Origin of the sequence: Flavobacterium limnophilum (assembly GCF_027111315.2) — a bacterium.
Lineage (GTDB): Bacteria > Bacteroidota > Bacteroidia > Flavobacteriales > Flavobacteriaceae > Flavobacterium > Flavobacterium limnophilum.
Genome location: NZ_CP114289.2, coordinates 3,982,230 through 4,008,048, shown reverse-complemented (window position 1 = coordinate 4,008,048; position 25,819 = coordinate 3,982,230). Strand labels below are relative to the sequence as shown.

Below are 25,819 nucleotides of genomic sequence, written 5' to 3'. Positions count from 1 at the left end.
CGACTGAAAACTGAGACTGCGACTTTCATTATATAAAACTTCTATAAACCGTGTTTCGCAATCCTACTTCCAACAAAATCAGGAATCCTGCAATCCACACGAAAGGCCTAAATTTTTCGTCGTAATCATAGAATTTCAATTCTTCGATTTCGGTGGTTTCCAGTTTGTTGATGGAGGCATAAATCTCGGCCAATTTGCTGTTGCTGGTTGCCCTGAAATATTTTCCGTCGGTTTTTCTGGCTATGTTTCGCAACAATTGTTCGTCAATTTCCACTTTCATCATCTGGAATAAAATCTGTCCGCTAGGCGAAAGTGCATAAGGCGATTCCGCCATTCCGTTGGTTCCAATTGCAATCGTGTAAACTTTTATTCCGTATTGTTTGGCAATATCGGCGGCCGTTTCGGGTTCGATAAAACCGGCGTTATTCACGCCATCGGTCAATAGAATAACCACTTTGCTTTTGGCTTTGCTGTCTTTTAATCTATTTACGGCTGTCGCCAATCCCATTCCTATTCCTGTTCCGTCTTGCAAAACTTGGTCGTATTTTATGCCTTTTATGGCTTCAAGCACGACGGCTTTGTCGCTCGTCACTGGCGTTTTTGTATAAGCTTCGGAAGCATAAACCACGAGTCCAATTCTGTCGTTTGGTCTTTCTTCGACGAAATCGGCAGCGACATCTTTGAGGGCTTCCATCCTATTTGGTCTCAAATCCTTGGCGAGCATACTTCCCGAAGCGTCCATTGCCATAACAATATCAATTCCTCTGGTAGTCTTCGTTTGATTGCTGATGTCCACTGTTCTTGGTCTTGCCATTGCAATAATCAAGGAGCTTAACGCCAATAATCGCAACACGTTCAAAACGGGTTTTAATCTTGCAGCCAAACTATTCGACCCCTTGAATCCTTGTGTTGAACTCATCTTCAAAGTTGCCGTTTGCTCGTTTTTTTTCCAATACAACCAAGCTGCCGCCATTGGAATCAAAAGAAACAACCAAAAAAACTCTGGGTTTAAAAAAGATAATTTTCCCATTATTGTTGTGCGTTTTGAAGTTCGACAGAGCTCAATATTTTTTCCGAAATTTCGTTGGCGTATTTATCGCCTTCTTCGTGAACGATGATGATTTGCTGCAATCCGCCATCTTGACTAAAAATCAATGTTTCATAGTAAAATTTGGTACTGCTTTGACTATCTCCATCAATTTTCGAGAAAGTTCCGTAGCCCTTGATTCCTTTAATTCCACCTTCATTGGTCTCAAAATCTTCTTGCTTGACAATCATGTTTTGTGCGCCTTGGGCTTCCAATGACTGCAATGCTGATTCCAATGATTTTGCCAAATCAACTTTCGTTTCTTGTTTGTATTGCAAAGTCGAAACCATAATGTAAAAATTATCATTAAAGCTTCCATAAGTAAAAGATTGCATGTCTTTGATCAATGCCATTCCGTTTTTTGGAAGTATCTTCTTTAAATCTGTTCTCACCAGAACTTTCGGAGTGTTGATTCTCATAATTGGACTTCCATATTCACTCTTTACCCATTCGCCTTCCAGTAATTCTTTGGATGGATGACCAAAAACATTGTCCACGACATAATCGAGACCTTTGGCGGCCACAAAAAATGTGGTTACGGCAAAAAGCAATAACAATACAGAAACCACTGCCGTGACAATACGTTTCTTTTTTTGTTTTTCTAATTCTCTTTTCAGTTGTTCCTGGCGTTGCATTTCGTTGAGCAACATTTCGTCTTGGGTTTCCACTATTACCGGAATGGCTTTATCCAACGTAACTATGGCTCTTTCAATTTTCTTGCGGTCTTCAGTAATTTCGAAATCCAATGGTTTTGATTTGGCAAATTTCACCAAATCGGCTTGTTTCAAAACTCCCAGCAAATTATCAAAAGTATCTTTTGAAAGCTTCATTTTCTTTTTCTGGGAAGCCACTTTCAGTCCTTCAATCAATTCGGTAGTTGTGCTTTCCATTGCTGGAATTTCGATGGCTTCTTCGATGTAATTCCTGACTATATCAGTCAATTCGCTGTAATATGCTTTCACTTCGCCGTGTTGCCAAAGCTCTTTCTTTTCCAGATTATTGAGCAAATTGGTCGCTTTCTCTATCGGAGTTTTATAAATTTCTTCTTCGATTTTCTCTTTTTGGCGTTTTTTGAAGTACCAATAAATAAAAGCTCCAAGACCCGCAAGCAACATCAAGCCTAAAAGATATTTCCACCAATCGCCAATGGAATCATCGGCAGAAGCAATATCCTTGATGTCGTACATTTTTTGTTTCAAGGTATCGACTTGCACATTGGCCACCTCAACTTTGATTGAATCCGACAAATATTCTTTTTTGTTAATCAAAATCTTCACGCTCGGAATCGTGTATCTTCCAGAATCGAATTGGGTCAAACCGTATTTTTTGATTAATTCGTAACGGTCATTTCTCCTGATGGTGTCAATGGGATATGACTGGATTACTTCGAGAGCACCAAAGTTTCTTGCATTAGGAAAAACAACTTTCGACAAAGTATCAACATTGGTTTTCAACGTTAGCTTGAACTCTGCTCCAATCTTGTTTTTGGTAGTATCAATACTGGTTAGCACTTGTTTTTGTTGCGCAAAAACAGTGGCGGAAAGCAACAGTAATAAAAAATAAAGTTTAATTTTCATTTGTTTTTAATCTTAAACCCGTCAGGTTTTTAAAACCTGACGGGTTTAGTTTAACGGGATTTAAAATAGCCTAATAATTTGGTTACATAACTTTCGTCAACTCTTGTATTTACAACTCCCGCACCCGATTTGCTAAAAGTTTCCTTGAAATATTTCAGTTTCTCTTGATAGTATTTTTCATAATTTATTCGCACCGATTTTGAACCCGTGTTAATCAATTGTGTTTCGCCGGTTTCGGCATCCAACATGGAAACCATTCCTAGATTCGGCATTTTTTCTTCTCGAATGTCATACACTCGAATGCCTGTAATATCGTGTTTTTTAGAAGCTATTTTCAATGTATGCTCATAATCTTCGGAAATAAAATCAGAAATTACAAACACGATAGCTTTCTTTTTTTGTGTGCTCGACAAGAATTTCAAGGCTTGTGCAATATCCGTTTTGTGGCTTTTCGGTTCGAATTCTATCAATTCTCGAATAATTCTCAACACGTGTGAACGCCCTTTTTTCGGCGGAATATACAATTCGATTTGGTCTGAAAACAAAATCAAGCCAATCTTGTCGTTGTTGTTTGTGGCCGAAAATGCCATTGTAGCAGCAATCTCGGTAACGATGTCCTTTTTGAATTGATTTTTGGAACCAAAACTTTCCGAACCCGAAATATCCACCATCAGCATCATCGTCAATTCGCGTTCTTCCTCGAAAACCTTGACGTGGGCTTCGTTGTAACGAGCCGTCACGTTCCAGTCAATGGCACGAATATCGTCGCCATATTGGTATGGACGCACTTCGCTGAAAGTCATTCCTCGCCCTTTGAACGATGTATGGTATTCTCCCGAAAAGATGTGATCGCTCAATCTTCGGGTTTTGATTTCTATTTTTCGTACTTTTTTTAAGAGGTCTTTCGTCTCCATAGTTAGTGGTCAGTTATTAGTGGTCAGTGGTCAGCTCTGTAAACTGAATACTGAACACTGCCAACTTATTTAGGGTACTTCAATCTCGTTTACGATTTTGTTGATGATGTCAACTGAAGTGATGTTTTCGGCTTCGGCTTCATAAGTGATTCCAATTCTGTGACGCAACACATCGTGCACCACGGCGCGAACATCTTCTGGAATTACATAGCCACGACGTTTGATGAAAGCGTAACATTTTGCCGCATTGGCCAAATTGATGCTTCCACGTGGAGAAGATCCAAAACTGATTAATGGTTTCAAGTCGGCCAATTTATATTTTTCCGGATAACGGGTGGCGAAGATGATGTCCAGAATATATTTTTCGATTTTTTCATCCATGTAAACCTCGCGAACGGCTTCTTGCGCACGCAAAATTTGTTCTACGGAAACCACTTGATTTACTTTTTCGTAACTTCCTTTCAGGTTTTGACGAACGACCATTCTCTCGTCTTCCATTTTTGGATAATCAATCACGGTTTTCAACATGAAACGATCGACTTGCGCTTCCGGCAAAGGATAGGTTCCTTCTTGCTCGATTGGGTTTTGGGTAGCCAAAACTAAAAACGGCCTGTCCAGTTTGAAAGTGGTGTCGCCAATGGTGACTTGTTTTTCCTGCATCGCTTCCAATAATGCCGATTGCACTTTGGCGGGAGCACGGTTAATCTCGTCGGCAAGAACGAAATTGGCAAAAATAGGGCCTTTTTTTATGGAAAATTCATTGGCCTTGATATTGTAAATCATGGTTCCAACGACATCGGCAGGCAATAAATCCGGAGTAAACTGGATTCGGCTAAACGACCCATGAACGGCTTGTGACAAAGTATTAATGGCAAGGGTTTTTGCTAATCCGGGAACTCCTTCCAACAGGATGTGTCCTTGTCCCAAAAGCCCGATTAACAATCGCTCGATCATATGTTTTTGACCCACGATCACTTTATTCATTTCCATGGTAAGCAAATCGATAAAAGCACTTTCTCTTTCTATCTTTTCATTGATTGCCCTAATGTCCAAAGTCGTTGTATTTTCTTCCATTTCCTTGTTTTAATTACTGTAAATTGTGTTCCTTATTTTTGATGGTGCAAATTGAATTTTTTTTTAGAAGTAGGATGTTAAAAAATGGTTAAAACTTCTCACAACTCCCCAATTTTAAGGATGTTTTGTGATAGTATTTTCATAATTTTAATGTTTTGAAAAAATAGGGGTCGAAATGGAAGATTCTTGAAGATTAATAAATAAAATTGGACTGCTGGACAAAACGCTCCATCTAAAATTATTGCAGGTATAATGAATTAGTAATTTCGGCCAAATAACTAGACAAAAAGTGTATCTTACCCTTTTCAAAATAAAAAAATGAACTATGAATAAAACAGCCTTGGTAACTGGAGCAACCAGCGGAATTGGCCTGGCAACGGCTCGAATATTGGCGAAAAACAATTACAAAATTATCCTTTGCGGCCGACGGGAAGACCGATTGGCATTGCTCGAAAAAGAACTTTCCGAATTTACCGAAATCCATACTTTGGTTTTTGACGTAAGGGATAAAAAGGCGGTTTTCGAAAAAATAAATTCCTTGCCGGAAGCTTTTTCCAAAATTGATCTTTTGATAAACAATGCCGGAAACGCCCATGGATTAGACCCCATTCAAAACGGAAATTTAGACGATTGGGACGCCATGATTGACATCAACGTAAAAGGACTTTTGTATGTTTCGAAAGCCGTCATTCCGCAAATGATCGAACGAAAATCGGGTCACATCATCAACATTGGTTCCACCGCCGGAAAAGAAGTGTATCCTAACGGAAATGTGTATTGTGCCACAAAACACGCCGTCGATGCCTTGAACAAAAGCATGAAAATGGACTTGAATCCTTACGGAATCAGGGTTGGAGCGATTCATCCCGGATTGGTGCAAACCGAATTTAGTGAAGTCCGTTTCAAGGGAGACAAAGACAAAGCAGCCAATGTTTACAAAGGATTCACACCCCTGCAACCGGAAGACATTGCGGATATCATTCATTTTGTGGTTTCCAGACCGTATCATGTAAACATTTCCGATTTGGTCGTGATGGCTTCTGCCCAAGCTTCTGCCACCATTGTAAACCGAGATACCGTTTCCTGATCCAAACACAAAAAAATAGATAAAAAACACAAAAAAAGCAGCCAAAATTTGACTGCTTTTTTTATTGAATTCCTTTTTTTCTACATCGAAATACTGCCTATATTCGTGATTTGTCCATTTACAACAACCACGTCTGCAACGGTTTTTACCAACAATCCCGAAGTGGGATCTGGAGTCAATGTCAGGATGTAAGTTCCTGAAGGAATTCCATTCAATTGGAATACGCCTTCTGCATTGGCGTAGGCCGAAACCGTTTCGGTTCCCACAACAACTGATGCCAATACTTGTTTTGCAACGGCTATATTGGCAACAGAACCTTTTATGACGCCCGATGTTGCCGATGTTGAAACTTTGACAACCGGATGTAAATTATAATTTCCGGAAGCTCCCGCTTGGACAACAATGGAGTGGGCCACGTCAAAATCCAGCAAGAAATCATAAGTGGCGCCTGCCGTCAATGTTTGGTTGACATTTAATTTCAACCCCGATTGTTGGGCACTTGGAGTCTTCAAGGGATGCGATGTACCGTCTTTCAGCACCACCGTGTTTCTATCGCCAAGCAACAATCGAATCTGTCCCAAATATTCTGAAGGAACCACTTCGTCTGCCAATAAAGCACTCACACCTCCGGTCAATGTCAGCAAATCATAAATTTTGCCTTCGGCCGGAAGATTGCCAATGCTCACCCATCCTTGGTCGCCTGAATCGGAATTGTCCTTGATCATGATGTCCCTCACGTCGATATTTACTTCTTTGTAGTCGCCGGGAGCATCCGTCAATCTAACCTTCATTACCGCAGTTTGCGAAGAATCGCTGCCATCATCATTACACGCTGCAAAAAACAGGCTCATGAATGTAATTACAAGAAAACTTAACACATAAATTTTAATATTTTTCATAGTTTTGGGGGAATTAAAAAATTAATACTAATACGCTATCACGGCAAAACGCAAGTAATCCCTGAAATAGTATTTTTTTTAACATCTTTAACATCAATTGATTCAAGTTTAGCCAATGATCAACAAGCGTCTTTTAATTAAAAATCTACTTGCGCATAATGACGAGAGCAGTTTTTACGACAAAAAACGCCAGTTGAATTTGCATACCCGCGAAGGAAAAGCCAAATTTTTGAAACACATTTGTGCGTTGTCCAATTCGAATCCGGCCAATAATTCCTATATTGTTGTGGGCGTCGAAGATCACGACAACGAAATTGTGGGCGACGACTTTTTTGATGACAGTCGCATCCAGAATTTGGTCAATGCCTATCTCGAAAATCCACCCAAAATTCAATATGAAAACGTGCCTTTTCCTAATTTGCCCAAGGACAAAGTGATTGGATTGGTGACCATCAAAGCAAAAAGCAAGACCTCGCATTTCAAGAAGGGAATCCACACGATTCCTGCCAACACTGTTTTCATTCGACGTGGCAGCAATACGGTTCCCGTTGAAGAAGAAGTCGAGAAAAATTATCAAAACACGGAAACCGTCATCGGCATTGAAAACAATTCCCGAAACAGCATTGGATACACGCTGGACGGCGTGATTGATTTCATGAATTTTCGCCACAAGGACATGGCGCCCAAATACAAGGTTTTCAAGGAATTGTTCGTTATTTGCTGGGCTGGCGTTCCCAAAAAACATCGAGACACGACCTTCTTGTCGCGTGTTGACATTGAGCTCATCAACGAGCAAATCAAGCTGTTTTATTCTGCCCAAGACGTGGTCACGATTACTTTTGACGAGGATTCTTTCACCATTATGGAATATGTTCCCTTGGGTTTGAACGACAAAACGAGCTATTATCCCTTGGAGAAACAAACCCTGCATTTTCACGACAATGGCTATTATAAAATTGACCGGGAAATGCTTTTTCAACCGCCGGAATTCAACAAGAAAATGTTGTTCCATATTTATAATTCCAACATTTCTTTGCTCAACAAACTCCAAAAAGGCCTTAGACTAAACGAGCGAGAACTGAAAGATTTGGAGAACCTGCCCTCCACTTTCATGATTTGTTACCTCAACGGATTTGATGATGCCAAGCAAAAATTGATTGATGCTAAACCGCTTTTGAAACCTTTCACTTCTGTATATTTGTCATTTAAAGAAGCATTGCGGATTTTGAGGAAAATGAAATATGATGTGCAGTAAAGAGTTTTGATTTAATAAGGCAGAAAGTTCTTTTGAATTTATAAAACTTTATTTATATATTTGAATGCCCATATAGCGCAACAAAACTTCGCCAATCTGCCTTTTTTTGAGTGTAAATCTGAAGGTTTGTTGAGATAATATACAAGTAAGTAACAACCATTGTATAATGTCGTATTTTAAAATTAGACAAAATGACGCAACAGATTGATTTTAAATACTATTTGCAATATTGCTCCTTTTGACTTTACGACATTTAAACTTTCGACTTACTTAAGTAGTACCATTATTAACCAAAACTATGAAAATTTTGAAAACTATTTTGATTTTATTATCAGTCTTTTTATTTACTTCTTGTAGAAATACGGGGGGAAAACAAGATATTGAAACATCAAATGTTGACACCTTAAGAACTACAAAAACACATGTAAATCCGCAATTTGACGAGAATATTATAAGTAAAATCAAAAAACATTACCATAATAAGTATGGGGGAAAAGGAGAATTTAATGAGCAAAATACCGATTCTACTTATGAATTATCATATCGCTATGATGGCACTGATTATGATAATGATTTTTTTCACGATATGATATATATAGCAAAAAATGATAGTTGCAAGGATTTTTTCGCCTTAAATCCAATTATATACGGGGATTTAAACAATGACATGTCCCAAGATTTAGTTGTCACTGTACATATAGAAGGGGGTGGTAACGCTAATTGGGATAACGAAATCTTTGTTTTCTTAAATGAAAATGATAAATTAATATTTACAAATGTTACTAGTTCTAGAGATTTAGCCGATTGCGAAGGAACTTTCTTGCCCAAAAAAATAGAGAGCGGATACTTAATTGGGAATTCATCTTGTTTCGGATCTGATGATAATTTGTGGAGTCCTTCTATAAATTATATAACAAAAGTAAAACTAGAAAGTCATAAATTAGTTTTTAAGAGTAAGGTTAAAGCGAAATAAATACAACTGCTAAAAATTTTCTACTACGGATTTGGGCAATTAACTTTATAAGAAGTTGGTTTTGTACTTGGGATCATTTTCTTCGCCCATTGGTTATCGCTCGGGTGGCAAATTAAAACTCTGATTTAATAAAAATTTGCGAATTTGCGGTAAATAAAAAAAACAGAATGAGAACACTAGTTATAGGCGACATTCACGGTGGTTTGCGTGCCTTGCACCAAATTATGGAAAGAGCCAATGTTACCCCAAATGACACCTTGATTTTTCTGGGTGATTATGTGGATGGCTGGAGTCAATCGCCCCAAGTCATCGACTATTTGATAGAACTGAAAACCACGCACAACTGCATTTGCATCTTGGGCAATCATGACGAATTGGTTTTGGAATGGCTGGAAAAAAGCAAGGAAAACCTAACTTGGTACAGTCACGGCGGTGAAGCAACCGTTTTGGCCTATTCGAAAGTGGACAAGAAAATCATCAAAAAACACATTGAGTTCCTGAAATCTTTGAAAAATTTTCATCTCGACGAACAGAATCGATTGTTTATCCACGCCGGTTTTACCAATATGAACGGCGTTGATTTTGAATATTTCCCGAAACTGTTTTATTGGGATCGATCGCTCTGGGAAACGGCATTGGCATTGGACAAAACAATGAAAACAGATGATTTGTTTTACCCAAAACGCCTTACGTTGTACAAAGAAATTTACATCGGCCACACGCCTGTTTCGAGAATCAACAAAACTGTTCCGGTGCAAATGGCCAATGTTTGGAACGTGGACACGGGAGCTGCTTTCAAAGGCCCGTTGACCATCATGGACGTGGACTCCAAGGAAATTTGGCAAAGCGAGCCCCTGCCAAGTTTATACCCAAATGAAAAAGGAAGAAATTAAAAAACCTATATTTGCAAAAAAATAACTAATGAAAAAAATTTTTACAATCGTATTATTAGGCGCATTCTGCATGGTAAATGCCCAAGCTTTTAAAGGAAAAGGAGATGGAAAGGTCAATATCGGGATGACTTTTCAAAATGGAGGAAGTGGAATTGTTGGTTCAGCCGATTTTGGATTGGGAGAGAATTTTTCCATTGGATTTTTAGGTTCTTATTTATTGGGCGGAAGCCACATCGACGAAGTTGATTTTGAATATCGTTTTGATGCCAAAGCAAGATTCAATGCCAATTTGGGAAGCGTGCTAAACATTTCGCCAAAATTTGACGTGTATCCGGGTTTGAATTTAGGCTTGAAAAACTTTGGTGGTCATCTTGGCGCAAGATATTTCTTCACTGATGGATTTGGAGTTTTTACCGAGTTTTCTGCTCCTTTTGCCAAATACGACAAGGACGCCATTTCAAAATACAATAATGGAACTTCTTTTAGCATTGGAGCTTCATTCAATTTAGATTAATTTCTTTCAAACCAATAAAAAAGCGGCAAGATGAAAATCAAGCCGCTTTTTTTGTGGGTTTTAATTTTTACAAATCAAATTTTATTCCCTGTGCCAAGGGCAAACTCTTGGTATAATTAATCGTGTTGGTTTGTCTTCGCATATATACTTTCCAGGCATCGGAACCGGATTCTCGTCCGCCGCCCGTTTCTTTTTCTCCGCCAAAAGCGCCGCCAATTTCTGCTCCGGAAGTTCCTATGTTGACATTGGCAATACCACAATCCGAACCTGTGACGGACAAGAACAATTCGGCTTCCCGCAAATTGTTGGTCATAATAGCAGACGAAAGTCCTTGAACAACTCCGTTCTGGATTTCGATTGCATTTTCTACCGAACCCGAATATTTCAAAAGATATAAAATTGGCGCAAAAGTTTCGTGTTGCACGATTTCGAAAGAATTTTGGGCTTCGGCGATGGCTGGTTTTACGTAGCAACCACTTTCGTACCCTTCGCCTGAAAGTACTCCGCCTTTCACGATAACATTTCCGCCTTCGGCAACGACTTTTTCCAAGGCTTCGGCATACATTTCGACAGCATGAATGTCAATTAATGGTCCCACGTGGTTTTTTTCGTCCAATGGATTGCCGATTTTTAATTGGCCGTAAGCCGAAACCAAGGCGTCTTTTACTTTGTCGTAAATACTTTCGTGAATAATCAATCTTCTAGTCGAAGTGCAACGCTGTCCTGCCGTTCCCACGGCTCCAAAAACGGCTCCGATTACGGTCATTTTGATGTCGGCATCTGGCGTTACGATTATGGCGTTGTTTCCCCCAAGTTCCAACAATGATTTTCCCAAACGGGCTGCTACTGCTTGTGCCACGATTTTTCCCATTCGGGTGGAACCTGTTGCCGAAATTAACGGAATTCTTTTGTCGTTTGTCATTAATTCGCCCACTTTATAATCGCCGTTTATCAAGCAGGAAATTCCTTCGGGAAGATTGTTTTCCCTGATGACTTCGGCAATGATGTTTTGACAGGCAATACCGCAAAGTGGCGTTTTTTCGGAGGGTTTCCAAACACAAACATCGCCGCAAATCCAAGCCAAAGCCGTATTCCAAGCCCAAACTGCAACTGGAAAATTGAACGCCGAAATGATTCCGACAATTCCCAAAGGATGGTATTGCTCGTACATTCGGTGTCCCGGTCGTTCAGAATGCATGGTGAGTCCGTGCAATTGGCGGGAAAGTCCCACTGCAAAATCACAGATATCTATCATTTCCTGCACTTCGCCATATCCTTCTTGGAGGGATTTCCCCATTTCGTAGGAAACGAGTTTGCCCAAAGCCTCTTTATTTTTGCGTAATTTGTCTCCAAACTGGCGCACGATTTCGCCTCGTCGTGGCGCCGGCATTAATCTAAATATTTTGAAAGCTTCGGAAGCTGTTTGCATTACTTTTTCGTAATCGGAAGCGGAAGTAGTTTTAACCGATGCAATTAATTGTCCGTCAACTGGCGAATGGCTTTCGAGAATTACTCCGCTTGAAAAACTATTGATTCCTGTTGAAGTTCCTTCGTTTATGGGTTTTATGCCAAGCTGGGCCAATGCTTCTTTCATTCCGAATTGTGCTGCTATTGTTGTCATTGTAACTTTTTTTAGTAGTTGTTTGGATTGATAAAGGTATTACATAAAGACGAAACAGAAGGCAAATGGGTTAAATTTTAATCGATTATTAGAACGTAAAATTCTTCCATATTCTGGATTTTTAGCCCCGATTACTTCACTTAATTTTTATTTTCAGCGGAGTTCAGTGAACTTCGTTTGCAGTGGAAATCCTTGTGAAAAGAAAGGCTAATTTTTCTTGTAAAAAAAGAGCGACCAACGGAAGCTCCTTTTTTTACTTAGAAAAATAGTCTTTATTGAACAAGATTGCAACGGAAAGCGGGATTGGCTCCTGAAAAATCAGAACATGTTCTTTTTCTTGAACAGGAATACTCCAAATGTGGACACTACCAAGGAAATCAACAATACAATCCAAAACCCGAAATGGTTGTCTTGCAGATTGTTAGGCACGTTCATTCCGTATAAACTGGCGATGACCGTGGGAATCATCAGGATGATGGAAATGGAGGTCAGCCTTTTCATGATGACGTTCAAATTGTTTGAAATTACAGAGGCGTAGGCATCCATCATTCCGGTCAAGATGTTGCTGTAGATGTTGGTGGTTTCTTCGGCTTGGCGCAATTCGATTTCGACGTCTTCGAGCAATTCCGGGTCAAAAGTGTCTTTGTAATTTTTTAGATTCTTGATTCTGCGAAACAAAACATCGTTGCCTTTTAGGGAGGTGATGAAAAAGACCAAGCATTTTTCTATTTGGAGCAAAGCTTGCAGTTCTTCGTTTTTGATGGATTGTTCCAGGTTGTCTTCGGCCAGTTTGATTCGTTGGTTGATTTGTTTTAGGTGTTTCAAGAACCAAACACTGGAAGACAAAAGCAATTTCAACACCAAATCGAAATGATCGTTGACGGGAATTTTTTTGCGTCGGGTATAGGACACAAAGTCGGGAAGTATGTCGGTTTGGTGAAAACAGAGTGATACAAAGGTGTCGTCTTTGAACATCAAACCCAGTGGTGCCGTGTTGAAAGGTAGTTTTGCATCGTTGCTTCGGAAAGGAATTCTGAGGATAATCAGCGTCCAGCCGTTTTCGATTTCGATACGTGGTCTTTCGTCAATATCTTCGATGTCATTGTAGAAATCTTCGGGAATTTGGAGTTCTTTGAGGAGGAATTTGGTTTCTTCTTTGGTGGGACAAACTACGTTGATCCAGCCGTTTTCCTCTATTTTTTCGGTTTGAACAAACCCTTTGTTGTTTTTGTAATAAGTAATCATGATGCAATACGTTGTTTTGAGAATAACGTTTGCATTAGGCAACGACTATTCCTGATTTTCTTTATTTTTCTTCGAATAATAATCGTCCATGGTGGATGTTTAATTTTTTTGCAAAAGTAAGGTTTTAAACAATAACAAAATCTTAATTCTTTCTTAATTAAAAATACAGAAGTACAATTTATGATTATTCCGCATTTTGAGGTGTTCTTGGCTCCTGCAAATTACGGAATTCCTTGTTTGAAAAATGAAGTGTCAGGATTTTTTTATGGTGATACTTGCCGGATTGTAAATTTGAGGAATTTGTTTCGGGTCGTTTTTATAGGTGGTGATTTTGCCTTTTATGTAAATCTCTTTATCTTTTAAATCTTCGATTTTGATGTTCAGTTTTTCGAGGTAAAAGTTAGAAATCACGACGGTAAAAACACTTTCTGGATAAGGTTTGTCGATGTTGATGTAATTGGTGTTTTTGCCTTCGGAAGCGAGCTTGAACGAAACCACTTTTCCAAGAACACAGACTTCTTTGTCCATATATTCCTTGACTTTGGCCGTTGTGATGGTGTCTTGCGCCAGACCATTTAGAGACAATAACAGCACGGTTGCCAAAATTAAATTTTTCATTTTTTGCTTGAATTAGAAATTATTTACATTCAAAAAAGGCGTAAATTCCGGATGAAAACTACGCCTTTTGATGTTATACCATGTTTATTTGACTTCCTTGATTAAATAAATATAAACCGGAAAGTGGTCGCTGTAGCCAATTTCGTTTTCGGAATGGCGCAAAGGATAGCCGGCATAACGTCCAAATTTTTCTATCATGAACGGCTTGTTGTAGATTCCGGCTTTCCAATATTGAAAAGTGGAAAAATCAGTTTTGATCAAGGTTTCAGAAACCATGATTTGGTCGAAAATATCCCCGGAATCCCTATAAAACAAGGATGCGTTTCCGTCTTTGGCCATTTGTTCGAAAGGGTTGTAAACTCCAAATGGTTTTACTTCCGATTTTTTTAGTTTGGCTCCCAGACCTTCTTTTACACTTTTGTTGTAAGTTCCGTCGTTCAAGTCGCCCATCAAGATAATTTTAGCTTTTGGATTCACTTTATAAACAGAATCCATCACTTTTCTGGCCAATCTTCCTGCCGCTTCACGAAACGGACTGCTTTTTTTCTCTCCACCGGAACGGGACGGCCAGTGATTGACCATTATATTCACTTCTTCCCCGTCAAGAAATCCTGTCACCAATAGAATGTCCCTGGTATAAACCCTGTTGTCTTTGCTGACTTCTATTTTGTCTTTATCGGCTTTGTCCTCTTCGGTTTCTTTTTCTTTTTCGTTGTTGTTCCCTCTGTAAATTATCAATGGAATATTGATGAAGCTGGTAGGTTTGAAATATTTTTTTTGGTACAACAATCCCACGTCAATCCCTCTTTTGTCGGGAGAATCAAAATGCACGATTCCATAATCATCTTTGACAATATTGGGATGTTTTACCAAGTCTTCAAGAACTCCCCTGTTCTCAATTTCGGAACATCCAATAAAAGTTGGCGCTTCTTTTTGTTGGTCGTTTGTCCCAATTTGCATCAATACTTTAGAAAGATTCTCCAGCTTCTGTTTGTACTTATTTGAAGTCCAGCGCTGTAAACCTTCCGGCAACCATTCTTCATCAAAATTTGGGTTGTTGATGGTGTCAAACAAGTTTTCAAAATTATAGAAGGCAACCGTGTGCACGATGTATTTTTTTTGCTGTGCATTGACCCCCAGCATTGAATAGAAAACAAACAAAATGACTGCCAGATTTTTAATTTTCATGATATAATGTTATTTAAGTGTAAAATTTAACAAAAACTTCACGACAAAAGTAAATAATAATAATTATAAATGTAGCTTTGTAGTCATCAAGAAATCATTATTTTATTGAAAAAAAATTTACTTTTTATTTATGAAAAAAATTATTCTCAGTACATTATTTGTAATGCAAATAGTGTTTGCTTTTGCGCAATCAGGTACGGGTGTTTCCGGAAAAGTGGTTGATTCAAAAACACAAAAACCGATGCAAAGTGTTATCGTTTCTGTACAAAACACCAATTTAATGCAGCTTACGGACGCAAGCGGAAAATTCTCTTTCGACAAAGTAGAGACCGGAAATCAATTATTGCGTATCAGAACCAATGGTTACAAAGACCAATTACTTCAGGTTGAAATTGTCGAAGGACAACTATTGGATATGGGACCCATAGCCCTGGAAGAAGACTTGACCCAAGAAAAACAAATGACCCTAATTTCCATCACCGACAACGATTTAAGCGATGACAATAGTGGTTCTGAAAGTACGGCAGGATTGCTTCAAGCCTCAAAAGACGTTTTTCAACAAGCGGCGGCCTACAATTTTGGACAAGCCCGATTTAGTGTTCGTGGAATTGACAATGAATATTCGAATATTTTAATAAACGGGGTTTCGATGAATCGCGTATCCGACGGAAGACCGCAATACAGCAACTGGGGAGGACTGAATGATGCCACTCGAAATCAAGAGTTTACGGACGGCTCCAAACCATCGGATTATTCTTTTGGAGGAATTGCCGGAACACAATATATCACGACGCGCGCTTCGGTTTACAGACCGGGAACACGAATTTCGTTTTTAGGAACCAATACCAATTACAGCTACAGGGCAATGGCGACACACGCTTCGGGCATGGACAAAAACGGTTGGGCTTATGTTATTTCAGGCGGAAGAAGATGGGCTCAAGAAGGCTATTTTGACGGAACGGATTATGCCGCCAATTCCTTGTTTGCCAGTATCGAAAAGAAAATCAACGACAAACACAGCATTAACTTCACCTCTATTTATGCACAAAACAGAAGAGGAAAGAATTCACCAAATACCCAAGAAGTTACCGATTTAAAAGACTTTAAATACAATTCCTATTGGGGTTACCAAGAAGGCGAAAAAAGAAATTCAAGGGTAAAAGACGTCGAAGAGCCAATTTTTACTTTAAGCCATTATTGGAAATTCAATTCCAAAACAAGACTTCACACCAATCTTTCGTATCAATTTGGAGAAATAGGAAACAGCCGTATCGATTTTCAAAAAGCGGATAATCCAGATCCAAACTATTACAAAAAATTGCCGAGTTATTACACGACCTTATATACCTACAGCAATGACATTGCCACATACACGCCGGATTTTGCTGCGGCAGAACAGGCAAAAGCCAATTTTCTGGCCCAACCGCAAATGGATTGGACGGCTATGTACCGCATCAACAACGAAAACATTGCAAACGGCAGCCGTTATGTTTTATATGAAGACAGAACAGACGACAAAACACTAATTGCCAACACGATTCTTTCTTCGCAATTGGCCGACAACATCGTCATGAATGCCGGAGGAAGTTTTACAAAATCAAAATCGGCCAACTTTCAAAATTTGTTGGACCTTTTGGGAGGAACCCATTTTAATGACATTGACACTTTTGGAACTACCGATGACCAACAGCAATCGGATTTGAACAATCCAAATAGAATGGTTGGCGTAGGAGACAAATATGGCTATAATTACAATGTAAATGCCACCAAAATAGATGCCTTTACCCAGTTTAAATTCACTTACGACAAAATAGATTTTTACCTTGGACAATCTTTCACCAGAAGTTCTTATCAAAGAGAAGGATTGTACAAAAATGGTTATTATCCAGATAGTTCATTGGGAAAAAGTGAAAAATTAAACTTTGACAATTTCGGATTCAAAGGCGGAATGACTTATAAATTGACCGGACAACATTATTTTGATTTCAACGGGGTTTACATGTCAAAAGCACCGAACACGAAAGACGTTTTTCCTAATGCCCGTTTAAACAACGACACGACAGACAACATCACGAACGAAATCATAAAAAGTGCCGATGCCAGTTATATCATCAGAATGCCAAGTCTTAAAGCAAGATTTACGGCTTACTTCAATGAAACCGAAAACACCACGGATATTTCTTTTTATTATGCCGATGCCGTTAGTTTAGGAAATGGCGAATTTGTTTCTGAAGTGGTTACGGGGCAAAACAAAAGAAACAAAGGAGTTGAAGTTGGATTGGAATATCAAGTTACATCTACCATCAAGGCAACTGCAGTGGCTGCCTACGGCGAATATACTTACACCAACAATCCTAATTTAGCGATTCACGCAGATGGTGTAACCGAAGACATCTTCAACGGAAAGACCTATATGGAAGGTTATAAACAAGCCGGAATGCCACAACAAGCTTATTCTGCCGGGTTGGAATATCGTGATCCAAAGTTTTGGTGGATTAGTGCAAACGTAAATTATTTGTCCAATAATTATTTGGATGTTGCGCCATTAATAAGAACATCGCAATATATTACGGAATCAGACCAAGCCAATTTCCCTTATGACGCTGCCCTTTCGGCCAGTTATTTGGCCCAAGAAAAATTTGATGCCTTTACATTGGTCAACCTTGTTGGTGGAAAAACTTGGAGAATAAAAGAAAAAACCTTGGGATTGTTTGCCAACGTCAACAATGTATTTGACATACAATACAAAACCGGTGGATTCGAACAAGCAAGAAACGCTTCGTACAGCGAATTATACAAAGACCATCAAGGGCCAACTCGTGCCTTTGGTCCGAAATATTTCTACGGATACGGAAGAACATTCATGGTCAACATTTATTTAAACTTTTAAGAATTAAGCGTTATGAAAAATAAAATAAAAAACATAGTTATCATCACGGCATTCATGGGCTTGTTCTCCAGTTGTGTGAATGATACTTACGATACACCGAAATTTGACTGCACAAATCCGGGTTTAACCAAAACCAAGGAGGTAGCCGATTTGTATACAAGTGCTCCCGTAAATGGCACAACAGTAATTTATCCTGCCGCCGCAAAAGACCCAGTTACCGGCAAAGAAATTTTTGATTACATCGAAGCCTATGTCGTTTCAAGTGACGAAGGAGGGAATTTCTACAAAAGCATGTATTTCCAGCCTACAGATGGTTCGAAAGGGTTCAACCTTTCGATAGATGAAGTAAATCTTTATGGCAAAAACTTTCAACCCGGCAAAAAAGTGTTTTTAAAACTAAACGGCTTGGCGTATGCCAACCCAACCAGTTTTGGAAGAGGATTGATTTTTGGAGCGCCACCAACAGAACAATATGCCGTGGACAGACTTGCAACCCTAGTATATCCTAAACACCTTATTGCTTCCTGCGACGTGGTTAGTGAAGACGCCATTGTACACAAAATCACCCTGACACAAGCCCTTAGTGGAGCAAATTATTTGAATACTTTGGTAGAAATTGACGATGTGCAATTTACCGATGAATCAGCAGGAGGAACTTATGATTCCAATAGAGAAGATGATTACGACTCAAGCATTTATGTTACAGACGGAGCCAAAACCCTAACCATTAGAACTAGCCGATTTGCCAATTTTGCCGGCTACAAAGTGCCTGCTGGTAAAGGAAAAATTAGAGGCGTTTTGACCCGATACAATTCTACCTACCAAATTATTATGAGAACCGAACGTGACGCCAATATGCCAAATCCAAGAGTGGATTATACTCCTGCACTTGTTGGTTCAAATTCTACCGTTTTCCCGGCAACCGTAAACGAAACTTTCGAAAGTTATTCTTCTTCACCTTCACAAACAAATTTTCCAAATTACATCAATGATGCAGCTGTTGGCTCAAGGTATTTTGAAGTAAAAACTTTTAGCTCAAATAAATACATACAAATGACTTCGTTTGGTTCTGGAGGAGCAAACAACACTTATTTATTTGTTCCTGTAAATATGACTACCGCAAGTACTTTTTCATTCAAATCGAATATGGGATATTGGAATGGAGCCGTGTTGAAAGTATATTATGTTCTGGCTGCTGATTATACTCCTGGAGGAAAGATTGACGTAACAAAAATGACCAATATTACTTCCACTTTCACAATTCCTACAACGCCTACTTCAGGTTATGGAACTACTTTTACGGCAAGTGGCAACTATGCCATTCCAGCAACCGTAACTGGAAATGGATATTTCGTGTTTGAATATGCAGGAAATGCCAATGCTTTTCCAGCAGTAACCACAACTTTGCAATTGGACAGCATTTTAATCAATTAATTTGTTGCAAAAAATAATTCCAAAAGGCTTCCACATCACGGGAAGCCTTTTTTATTCCCTAAATTTCATTCCAATGAAAAAACCATACACTCTGCTACTTTTAATATTCAGCTATATGGCTTCTGGTCAAGTTGTCATCAACGAACTCGATTCCGATACGCCAAGTACCGACGATAGAGAATTTGTCGAATTAAAATCTACTGTACCCAATTTTCCGTTGGATGGTTATGTATTGGTTTTCTTCAATGGAAATCCCACTTCATCAACCGCAAATCAAAGTTATTACACTATTGGTCTAAACGGATTGACAACCGATGCCAATGGAATAATTCTCATTGGGAATTCGCTGATTTCTCCTGCTCCAGACAAATTATTTCCCGACAACATTATCCAAAATGGTGCCGATGGCGTTGGCCTTTATCTAGGAAATCCATCTGATTTCCCTGAATTTACATTGGCAACAAAAACAAATCTCATCGACGCACTCATGTACGACACCAAAGATGCCGATGCCACGGATTTAATGACATTGTTGGGCGTTTCCATACAATATGATGAAGATCAAAATAACCTTAAAGAGACGCAATCCGTACAAAGAAAAACCGACGGAACTTATGAAACCAAAAATCCAACTCCCGGAGCCAATAACGACGGAAGTGGCATCATTTTCAACGGAATCACGATAACTGTAAATACCGCCAACAAAAATGAAGGCGATAGTTTCCCGATTACTTTCACCACACAAACCAATGTAAGCAGTGATTTGACCTTTACTTTCACTTTAAATAATTCTTCTTTCACGACTGCCGATTTTACTGGAAACATGACCGTTTTCATTCCTTCGGGTTCCAATACCTTCACGACAAACATCACCCTTACTGACGATGTTTTGGACGAAGGCGATGAAACTTTAAAAATTAAAATTGGCACTATTCCATCCCAATACAAACGCCTCAACGACAATCTCGAGATTCGGGTTATCGATAACGATTTTACCGTTGCTCCTTTTGGAACACCTTTAAACCCAACTTATGGAATCGTTTCCAGCACAGCTCCTACGGGATATTATGCAACTCTCGAAGGACTTTCGGGCGCAGCTTTGAAACAAGCCGTTCAAAATATTATTGCCAACCCAGCCGTGGTTCACGCCCACAATTATGGCGATATCATCGAAATTCTTAAAACCGCCGATCAAAACCCAAAAAACAGCAACGAAGTTTGGTTGATGTATGTCGAGCAATCTCGTTCAAAACTAGAATTCCAAGACACGGGAATCAATACCGGAAAATGGAATCGCGAACACATTTATCCGCAATCGCGTGGCGGTTTTACTGATGGAACCGAAAGCATTCCAGACGGAATCAATGTTTGGCTGCCGACAAATGCCGATGATATTCTTGCCGGTCACGCCGACGCCCACCACCTTCGTGCCGAAGACGGAGCCGAAAACAGTTTGCGCAGCAATAACGATTATGGATTGACGGGTTACAACGGACCAAGCGGAACTTCTGGTTCTTGGAAAGGCGATGTGGCGCGTTCGGTTTTTTATATGGCGGTTCGTTACAATGCACTTAGTGTTGTCAATGGCGACATTGCAGACACAACCGTTGGGCAATTGGGAGATTTGGCTTCTTTGTTGATATGGAACACTTTAGACCCATCGGATGATTTTGAGATGAATCGAAATAATTACATCTACACTTGGCAGGTCAACCGAAATCCATTTATTGATTATCCCGATTTGGCCAATTATATTTGGGGTTCAAAAGTGGGTCAAGTTTGGCATTCGAATTTATCGACCAATGATTTCGCCAATCTAAAAATAAGCCTTTATCCCAATCCAGCCCAAAAATCAATTGCCATTTCTGGTTTGAACGAAAAAGCAACTATCGAAATATACAACAGTATTGGAGCAAAAATATTGGAATCCAAATTCTCGGGTGAAACCCAATTGAAAATCGATTTTCCTGCCGGAATCTATTTTGCCAAAATCAATTCAGAAAATAAAACAATCGTGAAAAAATTCTTGGTGGAATAAGCTACTTCACAATAAAAAAATATATTTGTATTGGATTCGTTTTAACAACCAAGATTAAATTAATTTTCGAAATATGCGTACTATTCAATTTTCTTGCCTAAATGGTATCGCTGTTTTTTATAAATTGCCAATTCTTATTTTTATTTTTCAAACTGTCAACATTCAAGCCCAAACACCAATGAAGATACCGCCTAGCTTACAAAAAGGAGACACAATAGCCCTATTGGCAACAGCCCGAAAAAACATAGATGACAATCTTAAACCGGCAATAGATTTACTGCATAGTTGGGGATTGGAAGTCGTAATAGGTTCATCCATTGGACTAGACAACAATCAATTGGCCGGAACCGACGAACAGCGCGCGGCAGATTTTCAGCAACAAATGGACAACCCCAACATCAAGGCGATATGGTGCGTTCGCGGCGGTTATGGCACGGTTCGAATGATTGATTTATTGGACTTTACCCGATTCAAACAAAACCCAAAATGGATTGTCGGTTTCAGCGACGTAACCGTGATTCACAGCTATGTGAACAAATTAAACATTGCCACCATTCACGGCGCCATGCCGATAACCGTTGGAAAAGCCAGCGTCGAATCGATAGAAAGTTTGCGAAAAGCACTTTTTGGCGAAAGCCTGGAATATGAAATGCCTTTCAACACCGAAAACCGACTCGGCAATGCCAAAGGGGAAATAGTGGGCGGAAATCTATCCATTTTATACAGCCTGATGGGTTCGAATGCGCAAATAGATTGCAAGGGGAAAATACTTTTCATCGAAGACTTGGACGAATATTTATACCACATCGACCGGATGATGATGAGCCTGAAACGTTGCGGTTGTTTTGACGGATTGAACGGGTTGATTGTTGGAACAATGACCAAAATGAAGGACAACGACATTCCTTGGGGGAAAAATGCCAACCAAATTATTGCAGATGTCATCAAAGAGTATTCTTTCCCGGTTTTTTATAATTTTCCGGCGGGACATTTTCACGACAACCGAGCCTTGATTTTTGGCAAACAAGTTTCATTGGAATTAAACGCAACAACTTCTAAAGTAATTTTCGAATAACCCGCTAACTTCAAACACCCAACTTCCTACTTCTAACCTCTAATTTCTAACTTTCAAAATGGCCGAACACAACGAATTAGGAAAACTAGGCGAAGAATTGGCCGTTGAATTTCTTCGGAAAGAAGGCTATGAAATTCTGGAAACCAATTGGAGGTTCCAGAAAGCCGAAATAGACATTATCTCCCAAAAAGAAAATACACTTGCGATAGTCGAGGTAAAAACACGTTCATCACTAGAATTTGGCTTGCCACAGGATTTCGTGAAACCCAAAAAAATCCAACTTTTAGTGAAAGCCGTCAACGAATACGTAGTTTCCAAAGATTTGGATGTCGATGTCCGTTTTGACATAATTGCTGTCCACAAAGAGGATAAATCTTTTGTAATTGAACACCTTAAAGACGCTTTTTATCATTTTTAACAAAAATTTCTAATGTTATATTTGTAACAAATTGTTTTTTATGTATCTTTGCCTAGATTTTTAAACCAAAAACTAAGTACTTACTACGTAAAAACACCTATTTTGCTATGAAAACAGTTTCCTCGATTGTAGAAAATTACATTAAAACCAAACCTTTTCTACTAAACGCTTTATCGTTAGGAATAATCAATTTGACGTCATTGTCCAGGAACATCATGGTCGAATTGGAAAGTGAATTTGGCAAGGAAGTGAAACAAGGTGCTGTAGTAATGGCTTTAAAAAGACTAACCGAAGAGTTGGATTTTAGACTCAACCACAAAATCAATAAAGTAATCAAAAACATTGGCGAAATCACGGTTCGTTCGGCTTTGACGGATTATACTTTTGCCGCTTCGGACACCGTTTTGAACAAACAAGCCGATTTGATTACCGACATCAACACTTTTTCGGATATATTTTATACTTCATCACGAGGTGTAAACGAAACCAATATCGTGGTCAGCAACAGTGTGAATCATCTGGTTGACAAACATTTTGCGAACGAAAAATTGATTCAAAAATTGGAAAACCTGGCTTCGATTACGGTAAAATTACCTAAAGAAAACATCGTTGTTCCCGGAATATATTATTTCATTTTCCAACGTTTGGCTTGGGAAGGTATCATCATCAATGAAGTAATTTCAACTTCGAACGAATTTACCATTTTGGTAAGCGAAGACGAAGTGGATGTGGCTTTCAAAGTGATTAAAGATTTGAAAAACTAAGAATTTCGACAATTTCAAAATAGAAACGAGGCTAACTGCTTCGTTTTTTTTTGTCCAAAACTTAAATGATAGAAAAGACGCAGAAATTATAATAAGTACTTGCTAATCCTTAATTTTACATCTTTCAAAATACCACATCTGCTATGTTGGCACCATCCTATCAAAAGTTGAAAGATATTTTATCGGCTTCCATTGACTCCAAACGTATTTTGGACAATCCATTGCAAACCCTTGCTTATGGAACCGATGCCAGTTTTTATAGACTCATTCCCAAAATCGTCATTCTGGCGCACAACGAAGCCGAAGTAGTCGAAATTATAAAAGAAGCCAAAAAACTTGATATCGCCTTGACTTTTCGCGCTGCAGGAACAAGTTTGTCTGGTCAAGCCATTACCGATTCGGTTTTGGTGGTGGCCACACACGGATGGAAAAGTTTCGAACTTTTGGAAAACAACCAAAAAATAAAACTGGAACCCGGAATTGTCGGTTCGCGTGCCAATACTTTTTTGACACCGCACGGATTAAAAATTGGTCCCGACCCAGCTTCCATCGGAGCTGCGATGATTGGTGGAATTGTGGCCAATAACGCTAGCGGAATGTGTTGCGGAACTGCCCAGAATTCCTATCAAACCATAGCAGACATCCGAATTGTATTGAACGACGGAACCATTTTGGACACCGCCGATTCTGAAAGTGTTGCGGCTTTCAAAAACAATCAAAAAGCCTTGATTCAAGAAATTGAAAGCCTGAGAGATACTATCAAAAACGATGAAACCTTATATCATTTCATCAAAAATAAATTCAAGATAAAAAACACCACGGGCTACAGCATCAATGCCTTGGTCGATTATCAAGACCCGATTGACATCATCAAACATTTGATGGTGGGGTCGGAAGGAACATTGGCTTTTATTTCGAATGTTACTTTCAAGACGGTTATTGACGAAAAATTTAAATCCTGTTCTTTACTTATTTTCAACACGATCCAGGAGGCTTGCAACGCCACAATTTTATTAAAATCAGCACCCGTTGCAGCGGTGGAATTATTGGACAGGGAATCTATTCGCTCTGTAGAATTCGATCCCGATGCACCAGAATATTTTAGAACATTACCCGAATCGGCTTGCGCTTTATTGGTCGAATGCCGGGACAACGATTTAGTCGTTTTACAACAAAAACAGGATGCTATCCGGTTACAAATAAAATCTATTCCGACTTATACAGATTATGAATTTACCAGCGACCCCCAACAATATTATTTCAATTGGAAAGCCCGAAAAGGCTTGTTGCCAACGGTTGGTGGACTACGAAAAAACGGAACTTCGGTTATTATTGAAGACGTTGCTTTTCCTTTGCCACAACTTGCCGAAGCTTGTTTGGCTTTGAAAGATTTATTCAAAAAATACGAATACCAAGATGCTGTTTTATTTGGTCACGCTCTCGAAGGAAACTTGCATTTTGTGTTTTCCCAAGATTTTTCAAACCAATCCGAAGTCGATCGCTACGAAAAACTGATGGCGGAATTGGCGGATTTAGTCGTGAATCGATTCAACGGTTCCTTGAAAGCCGAACACGGAACAGGGCGGAATATGGCTCCTTTTGTGGAGAAAGAATGGGGAACGGCGGCTTATGAAATCATGAAACGCATCAAAAACATTTTTGATCCCAACAACAAAATCAATCCCGATGTTTTAATCAATCCCGACCCGAAAGCGCATCTCAAAAACTTGAAACCAATGCCCGAATCCTACGCCATTGTTGATAAATGTATGGAATGCGGCTTTTGCGAACCGCATTGTGTTTCCGAAGGTTTGACGTTGTCGCCGCGCCAGAGAATCGTTATTGCGCGAGAAATTTCCCGATTGGAAGAATCTAATGACGACCCAGAACGATTGGCTGAGATTCGAAAAGACGTTACTTATCAACTGGACGAAACTTGTGCCACCGATGGACTTTGTGCGTTAGCCTGCCCTGTTTATATCGATACTGGAAAATTTGTAAAAGAATGGCGTGCCAATGAACTCAATGCTGGCGATAAAAAAGTAGCCGCTTACATAGGTTCTCATATGGCTGGAACTACGGCAATTTTGAGAGTGGGCTTGAAAGTGATTTCCTTTTTCCATTCCATCCTTGGAACTACAATTATTACCGCTTTATCGAATGGTTTCCATTTTATCACCTTTGGAAAAGTCCCAAAATGGATTCCCGAAATGCCCAAAGGAGCCAATAAAATCAACACGAATCAACAGCAGTAA

Annotated in this window: 21 protein-coding genes; 12 read left to right on the top strand and 9 right to left on the bottom strand. The window is 39.3% G+C overall.

Translation table 11 applies throughout. From position 1 onward, the window contains the following. Window positions 1-28 precede the first annotated feature (28 nt). The 4 genes from OZP13_RS16620 to OZP13_RS16605 all read right to left on the bottom strand — a co-directional run bounded on the left by OZP13_RS16620 (window position 29) and on the right by OZP13_RS16605 (window position 4,652). Window positions 29-1,030: a vWA domain-containing protein gene (locus tag OZP13_RS16620; protein ID WP_281297908.1), complete on the bottom strand. Its 1,002-nt coding sequence runs from the start codon at window positions 1,028-1,030 to the stop codon at window positions 29-31. Beyond that, window positions 1,030-2,664, bottom strand: a complete 1,635-nt coding sequence (locus OZP13_RS16615) for a BatD family protein (RefSeq protein WP_281297907.1) — start codon at window positions 2,662-2,664, stop codon at window positions 1,030-1,032. Before OZP13_RS16615 ends, OZP13_RS16620 begins: the two co-directional genes overlap by 1 nt. A 50-nt stretch (window positions 2,665-2,714) precedes the next feature. After that, the gene (locus OZP13_RS16610; RefSeq protein ID WP_133276945.1) at window positions 2,715-3,578 is read right to left on the bottom strand and encodes a DUF58 domain-containing protein; all 864 of its coding nucleotides are present in this window, start codon (window positions 3,576-3,578) and stop codon (window positions 2,715-2,717) included. A 69-nt stretch (window positions 3,579-3,647) separates the two neighbouring features. Further along, window positions 3,648-4,652, bottom strand: coding sequence for an AAA family ATPase (locus OZP13_RS16605; RefSeq protein WP_281297906.1), 1,005 nt, complete (start codon window positions 4,650-4,652; stop codon window positions 3,648-3,650). A gap of 325 nt (window positions 4,653-4,977) precedes the next feature. Between OZP13_RS16605 and OZP13_RS16600 the strand changes: the two genes are divergently transcribed. After that, a complete protein-coding gene (locus OZP13_RS16600; RefSeq protein ID WP_281297905.1) occupies window positions 4,978-5,739 on the top strand; it encodes an SDR family NAD(P)-dependent oxidoreductase in 762 nt (253 codons plus the stop codon). Window positions 5,740-5,819: 80 nt separating this feature from the next. Here OZP13_RS16600 and OZP13_RS16595 read toward each other — a convergent pair whose 3' ends face one another. Further along, on the bottom strand, window positions 5,820-6,638 hold the full coding sequence (locus OZP13_RS16595) for a DUF4382 domain-containing protein (protein WP_281297904.1): 819 nt from the start codon (window positions 6,636-6,638) through the stop codon (window positions 5,820-5,822). A 115-nt stretch (window positions 6,639-6,753) separates the two neighbouring features. On the opposite strand from OZP13_RS16595, the gene OZP13_RS16590 reads away from it, so the two are divergent. From OZP13_RS16590 to OZP13_RS16575, 4 genes are all read left to right on the top strand, one after another. Then, window positions 6,754-7,893 carry an ATP-binding protein gene (locus OZP13_RS16590; protein ID WP_281297903.1) on the top strand — a complete coding sequence of 380 codons (1,140 nt, stop codon included), beginning with the start codon at window positions 6,754-6,756 and terminating at the stop codon, window positions 7,891-7,893. Between the two features lie 298 nt (window positions 7,894-8,191). Further along, window positions 8,192-8,866, top strand: a complete 675-nt coding sequence (locus tag OZP13_RS16585) for a hypothetical protein (protein WP_281297902.1) — start codon at window positions 8,192-8,194, stop codon at window positions 8,864-8,866. 167 nt (window positions 8,867-9,033) lie between these two features. Continuing rightward, a complete protein-coding gene (locus OZP13_RS16580) occupies window positions 9,034-9,759 on the top strand; it encodes a metallophosphoesterase family protein (protein WP_281297901.1) in 726 nt (241 codons plus the stop codon). Between the two features lie 28 nt (window positions 9,760-9,787). Then, window positions 9,788-10,273, top strand: coding sequence for a DUF6646 family protein (locus tag OZP13_RS16575; protein ID WP_269241254.1), 486 nt, complete (start codon window positions 9,788-9,790; stop codon window positions 10,271-10,273). Window positions 10,274-10,340: 67 nt separating this feature from the next. On the opposite strand, the gene amaB is transcribed toward OZP13_RS16575, so the two are convergent. The 4 genes from amaB to OZP13_RS16555 form a co-directional block, all read right to left on the bottom strand. Then, window positions 10,341-11,894, bottom strand: coding sequence for an L-piperidine-6-carboxylate dehydrogenase (amaB, locus tag OZP13_RS16570; RefSeq protein ID WP_281297900.1), 1,554 nt, complete (start codon window positions 11,892-11,894; stop codon window positions 10,341-10,343). Between the two features lie 318 nt (window positions 11,895-12,212). Continuing rightward, window positions 12,213-13,139: a magnesium transporter CorA family protein gene (locus OZP13_RS16565; RefSeq protein ID WP_281297899.1), complete on the bottom strand. Its 927-nt coding sequence runs from the start codon at window positions 13,137-13,139 to the stop codon at window positions 12,213-12,215. A gap of 252 nt (window positions 13,140-13,391) precedes the next feature. After that, a complete protein-coding gene (locus OZP13_RS16560; protein ID WP_269241252.1) occupies window positions 13,392-13,757 on the bottom strand; it encodes a hypothetical protein in 366 nt (121 codons plus the stop codon). Window positions 13,758-13,841: 84 nt separating this feature from the next. Next, the gene (locus OZP13_RS16555) at window positions 13,842-14,945 is read right to left on the bottom strand and encodes an endonuclease/exonuclease/phosphatase family protein (RefSeq protein WP_281297898.1); all 1,104 of its coding nucleotides are present in this window, start codon (window positions 14,943-14,945) and stop codon (window positions 13,842-13,844) included. A 130-nt stretch (window positions 14,946-15,075) separates the two neighbouring features. Between OZP13_RS16555 and OZP13_RS16550 the strand changes: the two genes are divergently transcribed. The 7 genes from OZP13_RS16550 (at window position 15,076) to OZP13_RS16520 (ending at window position 25,819) form a co-directional block, all read left to right on the top strand. Next, on the top strand, window positions 15,076-17,835 hold the full coding sequence (locus OZP13_RS16550) for a carboxypeptidase-like regulatory domain-containing protein (RefSeq protein WP_281297897.1): 2,760 nt from the start codon (window positions 15,076-15,078) through the stop codon (window positions 17,833-17,835). Window positions 17,836-17,847: 12 nt separating this feature from the next. Continuing rightward, window positions 17,848-19,269: a DUF5689 domain-containing protein gene (locus OZP13_RS16545; RefSeq protein WP_269241247.1), complete on the top strand. Its 1,422-nt coding sequence runs from the start codon at window positions 17,848-17,850 to the stop codon at window positions 19,267-19,269. Window positions 19,270-19,342: 73 nt separating this feature from the next. Continuing rightward, the gene (locus OZP13_RS16540) at window positions 19,343-21,307 is read left to right on the top strand and encodes an endonuclease (RefSeq protein ID WP_281297896.1); all 1,965 of its coding nucleotides are present in this window, start codon (window positions 19,343-19,345) and stop codon (window positions 21,305-21,307) included. A gap of 73 nt (window positions 21,308-21,380) precedes the next feature. Then, window positions 21,381-22,382, top strand: coding sequence for a S66 peptidase family protein (locus OZP13_RS16535; protein ID WP_432419462.1), 1,002 nt, complete (start codon window positions 21,381-21,383; stop codon window positions 22,380-22,382). A gap of 58 nt (window positions 22,383-22,440) precedes the next feature. Next, a complete protein-coding gene (locus OZP13_RS16530; protein WP_281297895.1) occupies window positions 22,441-22,800 on the top strand; it encodes a YraN family protein in 360 nt (119 codons plus the stop codon). Between the two features lie 107 nt (window positions 22,801-22,907). Next, window positions 22,908-23,564: an aspartate kinase gene (locus tag OZP13_RS16525; protein WP_281297894.1), complete on the top strand. Its 657-nt coding sequence runs from the start codon at window positions 22,908-22,910 to the stop codon at window positions 23,562-23,564. A 143-nt stretch (window positions 23,565-23,707) separates the two neighbouring features. Beyond that, window positions 23,708-25,819, top strand: coding sequence for an FAD-binding and (Fe-S)-binding domain-containing protein (locus OZP13_RS16520; protein WP_281297893.1), 2,112 nt, complete (start codon window positions 23,708-23,710; stop codon window positions 25,817-25,819).

Excerpts from the sequence above, each read along its gene's own strand:
- OZP13_RS16565 (WP_281297899.1), bottom strand. The coding sequence starts at position 13,139 with ATGATTACTTATTACAAAAACAACAAAGGGTTTGTTCAAACCGAAAAA.
- OZP13_RS16590 (WP_281297903.1), top strand. The coding sequence starts at position 6,754 with ATGATCAACAAGCGTCTTTTAATTAAAAATCTACTTGCGCATAATGAC.
- OZP13_RS16600 (WP_281297905.1), top strand. The coding sequence starts at position 4,978 with ATGAATAAAACAGCCTTGGTAACTGGAGCAACCAGCGGAATTGGCCTG.
- OZP13_RS16615 (WP_281297907.1), bottom strand. The coding sequence starts at position 2,664 with ATGAAAATTAAACTTTATTTTTTATTACTGTTGCTTTCCGCCACTGTT.
- amaB (WP_281297900.1), bottom strand. The coding sequence starts at position 11,894 with ATGACAACAATAGCAGCACAATTCGGAATGAAAGAAGCATTGGCCCAG.
- OZP13_RS16540 (WP_281297896.1), top strand. The coding sequence starts at position 19,343 with ATGAAAAAACCATACACTCTGCTACTTTTAATATTCAGCTATATGGCT.
- OZP13_RS16620 (WP_281297908.1), bottom strand. The coding sequence starts at position 1,030 with ATGGGAAAATTATCTTTTTTAAACCCAGAGTTTTTTTGGTTGTTTCTT.
- OZP13_RS16585 (WP_281297902.1), top strand. The coding sequence starts at position 8,192 with ATGAAAATTTTGAAAACTATTTTGATTTTATTATCAGTCTTTTTATTT.
- OZP13_RS16525 (WP_281297894.1), top strand. The coding sequence starts at position 22,908 with ATGAAAACAGTTTCCTCGATTGTAGAAAATTACATTAAAACCAAACCT.
- OZP13_RS16605 (WP_281297906.1), bottom strand. The coding sequence starts at position 4,652 with ATGGAAGAAAATACAACGACTTTGGACATTAGGGCAATCAATGAAAAG.
- OZP13_RS16595 (WP_281297904.1), bottom strand. The coding sequence starts at position 6,638 with ATGAAAAATATTAAAATTTATGTGTTAAGTTTTCTTGTAATTACATTC.
- OZP13_RS16550 (WP_281297897.1), top strand. The coding sequence starts at position 15,076 with ATGAAAAAAATTATTCTCAGTACATTATTTGTAATGCAAATAGTGTTT.
- OZP13_RS16545 (WP_269241247.1), top strand. The coding sequence starts at position 17,848 with ATGAAAAATAAAATAAAAAACATAGTTATCATCACGGCATTCATGGGC.
- OZP13_RS16555 (WP_281297898.1), bottom strand. The coding sequence starts at position 14,945 with ATGAAAATTAAAAATCTGGCAGTCATTTTGTTTGTTTTCTATTCAATG.
- OZP13_RS16575 (WP_269241254.1), top strand. The coding sequence starts at position 9,788 with ATGAAAAAAATTTTTACAATCGTATTATTAGGCGCATTCTGCATGGTA.
- OZP13_RS16530 (WP_281297895.1), top strand. The coding sequence starts at position 22,441 with ATGGCCGAACACAACGAATTAGGAAAACTAGGCGAAGAATTGGCCGTT.
- OZP13_RS16560 (WP_269241252.1), bottom strand. The coding sequence starts at position 13,757 with ATGAAAAATTTAATTTTGGCAACCGTGCTGTTATTGTCTCTAAATGGT.
- OZP13_RS16520 (WP_281297893.1), top strand. The coding sequence starts at position 23,708 with ATGTTGGCACCATCCTATCAAAAGTTGAAAGATATTTTATCGGCTTCC.
- OZP13_RS16610 (WP_133276945.1), bottom strand. The coding sequence starts at position 3,578 with ATGGAGACGAAAGACCTCTTAAAAAAAGTACGAAAAATAGAAATCAAA.
- OZP13_RS16535 (WP_432419462.1), top strand. The coding sequence starts at position 21,381 with ATGCGTACTATTCAATTTTCTTGCCTAAATGGTATCGCTGTTTTTTAT.
- OZP13_RS16580 (WP_281297901.1), top strand. The coding sequence starts at position 9,034 with ATGAGAACACTAGTTATAGGCGACATTCACGGTGGTTTGCGTGCCTTG.